Genomic DNA, 6,553 nt, shown 5'->3' with positions numbered 1-6,553 from the left:
CTTCTACACCGTCCCCGTCGGCCAGGCCTACGTCACCACCGCCGCACCCGCCCCCACCGACGACTACTTCCCCTCCACCGGCCGGGTCGTCACCGGAGGGAAGAGCATGTACACCATCCAGTACAACCACCGCACAGCACTGGTCTACGCCTCCGACGTCAGCGCACGGTAAGCATCGGGCGGCAACCCGCCGCGACGGTCCGGGGACGGAGTGGCGGGCCTGCCGTAGCGCGCAGATCAGGTGAGCCGGACGGCCGGTGGGGCGGCCCGTGCCGGAGCGGCCGATGGGGGTGAGCCGTCCCCGGCCTCGCGGTCCGGGCCGAACGCGGAACACAGGGCAAGCAGTCCGGTCCCCGTGCGGTCCGGGCCGACTTGCGCCTCGCGCTGCGGGATCGCATCGAGGCCGGCGCCCCTGTGTACGAGGATCCGGATGTACGAGGATCCGGCGATCTCCAGCCGGATCCTGTCCGTGCATCGGCAGGGCTTCCGGCAGCTCCTCGATGAGCCGCGGTCGGCGACACGTGGACGGCGTCGTCGCCGCGGTCGGCGGGACGAACCCGGATCTCCCGTCCACGCCGGACGAGGTCCAGGCCGTCGCCTCCGTCCCCTCGCCGCAATGCCTCGGCGCGCCCGTGGCCGCGGTCCTGACACCGGCCGGGCGGGACCGGGCCGGAACACGGTGGCGTGTCCCGGCCCGTGCCGGCTCGCGCGCTACCCCCATGCCCGGTGGCAGAGGCCCACGATCTTGGACGACACGATTCCGGCCGCCCGGCCACACAAGACACGCATCTGTCCGGAACGAACCCGCGGCGCCTTCGCCGCCCGCCAGGGCGACGAAGGCCGGGACCGCGCCCGCGGCTGAACGAAGTGCCGGGAGGGGCGGGCGCGCCAGACACGGTGTGTCGACCGTCGCGAGAGCGTGGTGCTGGTGTGCGACTTGCGCGCGGGCGCCTCGGTACGGCGTACCGGGGCGGCCCCGGCCCGGTCATGCCCGGGCCTGCCGTGAGACCGGTCGGGCCCGATCCGCACCAGCGCGGAATCCTGCCTCGGAGGCACCCGCGAACCGGTCGGCAGCGGAACAGGGCGGGCGGAGACGGCCGGACCGCGTACGCCCTGCGGACGACCGTCCGCCGACGGGGTGCCGGGCGTCACCGTGGCGCAGCCCGTGACACCCAGCAGGACCAGGACCACAATCAGCGGGCGAAATGACACCGGCCCACTGTGCGCCACCGCGAGCGCCGACGGGCCGTACCACGAAGCAACTCACCCCAAGGAACGACCGGTCGAGCTGGATTGACCGCGTAGGGCACCTGATCCGAGGGACCAGTCGACTCCCTGCATCCCGGTTCCCTGCGTCCCGGTTCCCTACATCGCGGTGCGGTGCACGAGGCCGTTCAGGATGAGGGCGAGGCCCGCCTCGAACGCCGACTCGTGATCGATCACCGGCATGTCGGCCGGCAGATCCGCGTCGTCACCGGGGCCGGGGTCCGCCTGCTCCTCCAGGACGCTGCCGACGGTGAAACGGCCGGCGGCCAGCATGGCCATCTGCGCGTCCCGCTCAGGCACACCGGAGTCGACGAGGAACTCCATTTTGCGGCGGAGCCGGGCGAGGTCGCCGGTGGGGGTGGTGCCGGCGTGCAGCCGTGCGCCGTCCCGGCGCATCAGCAGGGTGCGCCGGAAGCTGCGCGTGTTGTCCGCGAACCAGTCGCGCCAGTCGTCGCCAGGGGATGGCAGGGGCGCCGTCGCATGGGGTTCCATCGCCGCTTCCGCCATGGCGGCGAGGAGGTCCTTCTTGGTGCGGAAGTACCAGTAGAGCGAGGGCTGTTCCACGTTCAGTCGATTCGCCAGCCGTCTCGTGCTCACGGCGTCCAGCCCGACCTCGTCGAGCAGGCCGAGGGCCTCGGTGATGACGACTGCGCGGTTCATCTTGGTCACGTTGACAATCTATCGCTGATAGATAACTCTGAACAGGAATCTTTCACTGATAGATTGGGGAGGGACGGCATGGCGGAGGGATGGGGCGAACGGCGGCTGCGCGTTCTCGTCGCCGGTGGGGGAATCGCCGGGCAGGCCCTGGCTTTCTGGCTCAGCCGGGGCGGCCACCGGGTGACCGTTGTCGAACGCTTTCCGGCGCTGCGGGCCGCCGGGGCCCAGGTCGATCTGCGCGGGCAGGGCATCGAGGCCGTGGAGCGCATGGGGCTTCTCGACGCCGTCCGGGGCAAGCTCGTGGACGAGGCGGGCGTCGCCCTCGTCGACGCCCGCGGCAGGGCCAGGGCGACGATCATGGCCAACACCTCGGGGCGGGGCCGGCAGACCCTCACATCCGAGTACGAGATCATGCGCGGGGACCTGGTGCGCATCCTGCACGATGCGACGAGGGACGATGCCGAGTACGTCTTCGGCAAGAGCGTGGACGGCTTCGAACAGGACGAACACAAGGTCGTCGCGCACTTCTCCGACGGCTCCTGCGGCGAGTACGACCTCCTGGTCGGCGCCGACGGGCAGGGCTCCCGCATCCGGCGGGCGATCCTCCCGGAGGGCTTCGACCCGTACCGGCGCCTCGGCATCCACATGGCCTACTGGTTCGTCCCGCGCATCGCCTCCGACAGCAACATCCGGGACACCTACATGGTCCCGGGCGGCCGCCAGATCATGCGCCGCAGTCACAACCCGACCGAGACGCAGGTGTACTTCGTCCTGCGGGAGGGGTCCGAGGGTGCCTCGGCGATCCACCGCGCGCCCGTCGAGCGCCAGCAGGAGTTCTGGGCGAGCAGGTTCCACGACGCCGGATGGCAGACCGAACGCTTCATCGAGGGCATGAGGACCAGCCCGTTCTTCTACTCCCAGGAGATCGTCCAGGTCCGCGCCGACACCTGGTCCAAGGGTCGCGTGGTCCTGGCCGGAGACGCCGCCCACTGCGCGTCCCCCTACAGCGGCATGGGCATCTCCGGCGGCCTGGTCGGCGCCCACGTCCTGGCCGGTGAGATCAACCGCCGCCCCGGCGACCTACCGACCGCCCTGGCGAACTACGAGAGCGCGCTACGGCCCTTCGTCAACAAGATCCAGGGCCAGGTCAAACCGAGCCTGCTGCGCCTGGCCATGCCGATGACCCGGCGTGCCATCGATGCCTTCCAGGCCACCACCGCGCTGGCCTGCCTCCTGCACATCCCCGACCTCGCCGCGCGCCTTTCGAAGGAGGATCGCGGAGGCACCTGGCAGCTCCCCGAGAACCCGGCCCCGACCGCCACCGTCTGAAAGCGACCGGGCGGTTCGTACGGAGGGCCGTCGCAAGTACCCTTGGCCGGGCGGCCCGTTCCCCCGCCTTCGCTGCTGTCCGACCGGCTCACCGACCGCCAAGCGGTGACCGGCGAGGCTTGGTCCGCCGACCGCGTGTCGGCGCGCCTCACGCCTTGACGGGTCCCCCACCCAACTCCCCCATCCCACACACCGCACACGCGCAGCGCGTGTCAGGCACCGTGCGCGGCTTCGCCGAGCGCCGCCGTCTTCCACGCGAAGTCGCCGTACGCGAAAGCCGTACCAGCGGCGGGGGGACCGCGACGCCAGTGGCGGTGGCGGTGGCGGTGGTCAGGTGACTCGGCCGAGCCGTGGGCCGCCCCGGGCGCGGAGGCGTCTGAAGAAGGCCAGGACGCCCGCGGAGCCGCCGGCCCAGGTGGCGCTCGGCCCGGTGAGCCCGGTGTCCGGGAACATGGGCCGGGACCAGGTGCCGCCGCTGCGGCCCAGGATGAGCAGGGCGGTGGTCTCGGCCGCGTCCCAGAACTCCTCGGACCCGGACGCCTCCGCGACATCCACCATCAGCTCGCCCACCCCGGCCAGCCCGCAGCACTGCGTGACGAGCGGCATTCTCGGTGCCAGTGCGGCGCAGGCGCGCGCGGACCGTCGGGCCAGGTCGAGGTGTCCGGGTTCGTCGAGGCGTTCGGCGGCCCGGACGAGTACGGTCCCGATGCCTGCCAGGCCCCGGCACCACGAGCCGTAGCGGCGTGTCGCCCCTGGCCCGGTGGCCGCCGCGATGATGTCCGGTGTCACGGCGGCCAGGTGTGCGCCGGCCTGCTCGGAGCGGCTGATCGCGTCCATGTCCCCGGTCACGCCGCCGTATTCGAGGAGGAAACAGGCCACGCCCGCCTTGCCGTGGGCGATGCCCTCGCGCAGCGCGGCGCTGCCTGCCGTGTCCGTGCCGCCCGGGGTCAGCCGGGCGGTGCCCGAGGCCAGCATCCGGTCGCAGTCGGCGGCGACGGCGAGGTGCCGGTGTGCGGCGTGCCGGTGACCGGACCGGAGGGCGAGGCCGGCCAGCAGCAGTCGGCCGAGGCCGATCCCGGCGGCGCCCGCGATCAGGTCCGCCTCGGGCGGTCCGCCGTCCGGTGCGCGGCCCGGCAGGGCGGGTTGCCCGGGCAGCGGGTCTTCGTACGTCCCCGCCTCTCCTGCTGTCACCTGGGCCTGGGTCAGGAAGAGTTCGACGCCCGTGCGCCCGGTGTAGAAGCCGGGTGGGAGGTTCCTCGACTGTTCCGCGGTCCACCGTGCCAGCGCGGTGACGGTCGAGCGTACGCGGGGCCGGTGCAGGTGGTGGAGGAGTTCCAGTCCGATTCCCGAGCTGCCGCCGTAGACGTCGATCGAGGTGGGGACGTTCCGTCGGGCGGCCCGTTCCGGGTCCACGATCGCGCTCGCCTCACCGACGCAGAACGCGGTGGTGTACTCGATGATCTCGTCCAGCAGGTCGTCGTCGATCCGGGGCCGTGCGGGCCGGAGTGTGGTCCCGGCGGTGCCGGTGCGCAGGCGGTCGGCGGTGGCGGTCCGTTCGGCCGGGTCGAAGCTCAGGAGGCCGGATATCCGCGACCGGATCTCCCGGTGGGCGGACCCGGGCAGTGCCCATGCCAGGCAGGCCAGGGTCCGGTCCCGGTTGACCGCGTGGTCGCTGTCGACGATCACCGGGTCCATGCCGGTGGCGGCGAAGAAGAGGGTCGCGCCGAGGGCGTAGTAGTCGTCGGCGGGGGCGGCCGGGCCGGTCGTCCGCAGAACCGGCGCGCCGTACCCGGGGGTCGCCCCGCCCGGACCGGTGCCGTCCCGCTCGCTGATCCCGAAGTCGATCACGTGGCAGTGGCCGGGGCGGGAGGCGTCGAGCACGACGTTGTCGGGCTTGAGATCGCGCACGACCACGTTTCGGCCGTGGATCGCGTCCAAGATGCGCAGGAGCCGGGAGGCCAGGGCGGACAGGGCGCGCTCCGGCCGGGTGCCGTCGTCACGGTACGAACCGTCGTCACGGTACGGGCCGTCGCGCAGGACCTCCCGGCGCAGGTCCCGGTCGCCGCAGTCGCTCATCACCAGGCACTCGTCCGACCGGTGAGCGAAGTAGTCCAGCGCGCGGGGCACGCCCGTGACGCCGTCGAGGGCGGTGAGGACCGCGCGTTCGTTGCGCAGCCGGTGGCGGGCGTCCGCGCCGGACTCGTCCTCGCCCACGAAGGCCCTCGCCTGTTTGACCACCACCGGCTGCCCGAGGACGCGGTCGACCGCGCGGTAGACATTGCCCTGCGGCGATCGCGCGATGCCGGCGGTGACCGTGTAGCGGCCGCCGCCGAAGTGGGGTGCGGACGGTTCGTCGCCGGGTCCGGAGCCGCTCGCGAAGGGGTCCTCGGCCCAGGGCGGGCACCGGTAGCGGCCGACGGCCAGGCCGTCGAACATCCGGCCGTCCGGGCCGGTCATGACGGATTCGAGCCGTCCGCTCCGGCCGGTCCGGTAGTCGCCGGTGAAGGGGCCGTAGCGGTAGTAGACCGGTGCCCTCGGATCGACCCGCCGGTCGCTGACGACGCGCGGGCCCTCCCGGTCGCGCAGTACGGCGGCGAGTTCCCGGGCGATCTCGGCGACCGTCTCGGCCGGGGCGTAGACGGTGATGGCCTTGCCGACGGCTCCGGCGCTCACCACCCCGGAGTTGAGGCGGCGCAGGACGTCCGGATCGCGGGCGAACTTGGCATGGCAGACGTGCCGGGACAGCACCGGCAGTACGAGCGCGGTCACGGTGTCGAGGTCGGCGGGACGCGCCGAGACATGCAGTTTCCAGCCGTGTTCCATCGCCGGCATCCGTGGATCGTTCAGGTACGACCACGTCTCGTCGGACCAGCCGCCGCGGCCGGCGATGGAGACGGCCACCGCTACGAGTTCAGGTCACACGAGAAGCGGGTGGTGGCGGTCACCCAGGGGTCGGCGAGGCATGCCGTGGGCTCACGGTCGTCACGGTCGTCGTCCTCGAACACGATCGCCTCGTCGTCGATCTCCAGCGGACCCGCGTCGCGGAATCCGTCGGTTTGAAGAAGATCCGGCACGGCTACGGGCATGTGACGCCTCCATGGTGTGTCGTGCGCTGAGGGAAGGACATCGGCCGACGCGGGACGCTGGACCCGCCGGGCCGAGGACTGCTGCACAAAGGTAAGGAGGGGTACGCCCGCTGACAAGAGGTCAGATCACCCAGCGGGGCCGCTTGACCTGCCGTCATCGGGACGGCCGCCGCGATGCGGAAGGGGAACGGGGGACTCCCTCTTCGCGCGGC

The 6,553-nt window shown here is 72.3% G+C and carries 4 protein-coding genes; 1 reads left to right on the top strand and 3 read right to left on the bottom strand.

Annotated elements, in window-relative coordinates:
* Window positions 1-1,365 precede the first annotated feature (1,365 nt).
* Window positions 1,366-1,926 carry a TetR/AcrR family transcriptional regulator C-terminal domain-containing protein gene (locus tag CCN72_RS05880; RefSeq protein ID WP_208637928.1) on the bottom strand — a complete coding sequence of 187 codons (561 nt, stop codon included), beginning with the start codon at window positions 1,924-1,926 and terminating at the stop codon, window positions 1,366-1,368.
* Between the two features lie 78 nt (window positions 1,927-2,004).
* On the opposite strand from CCN72_RS05880, the gene CCN72_RS05875 reads away from it, so the two are divergent.
* Complete coding sequence (locus CCN72_RS05875; RefSeq protein WP_086806608.1) at window positions 2,005-3,255, top strand: FAD-dependent monooxygenase; 1,251 nt, start codon at window positions 2,005-2,007, stop codon at window positions 3,253-3,255.
* Between the two features lie 330 nt (window positions 3,256-3,585).
* Here the strand turns inward: CCN72_RS05875 and lanL are convergent, their stop codons facing one another.
* Both lanL and CCN72_RS05865 read right to left on the bottom strand, forming a co-directional pair.
* A complete protein-coding gene (gene lanL, locus CCN72_RS05870) occupies window positions 3,586-6,156 on the bottom strand; it encodes a class IV lanthionine synthetase LanL (RefSeq protein WP_086806607.1) in 2,571 nt (856 codons plus the stop codon).
* 2 nt (window positions 6,157-6,158) lie between these two features.
* Entirely contained in the window at window positions 6,159-6,341 is a 183-nt protein-coding gene (locus tag CCN72_RS05865; protein WP_086806606.1) for an SflA family class IV lanthipeptide, read from the bottom strand.
* Window positions 6,342-6,553 lie beyond the last annotated feature (212 nt).

The sequence above is a fragment of the Streptomyces murinus genome, from assembly GCF_002154555.1.
GTDB lineage: Bacteria > Actinomycetota > Actinomycetes > Streptomycetales > Streptomycetaceae > Streptomyces > Streptomyces murinus.
Note: the sequence above shows the minus strand (reverse complement) of the source record. Positions and strands in the feature narration are given on the sequence as shown.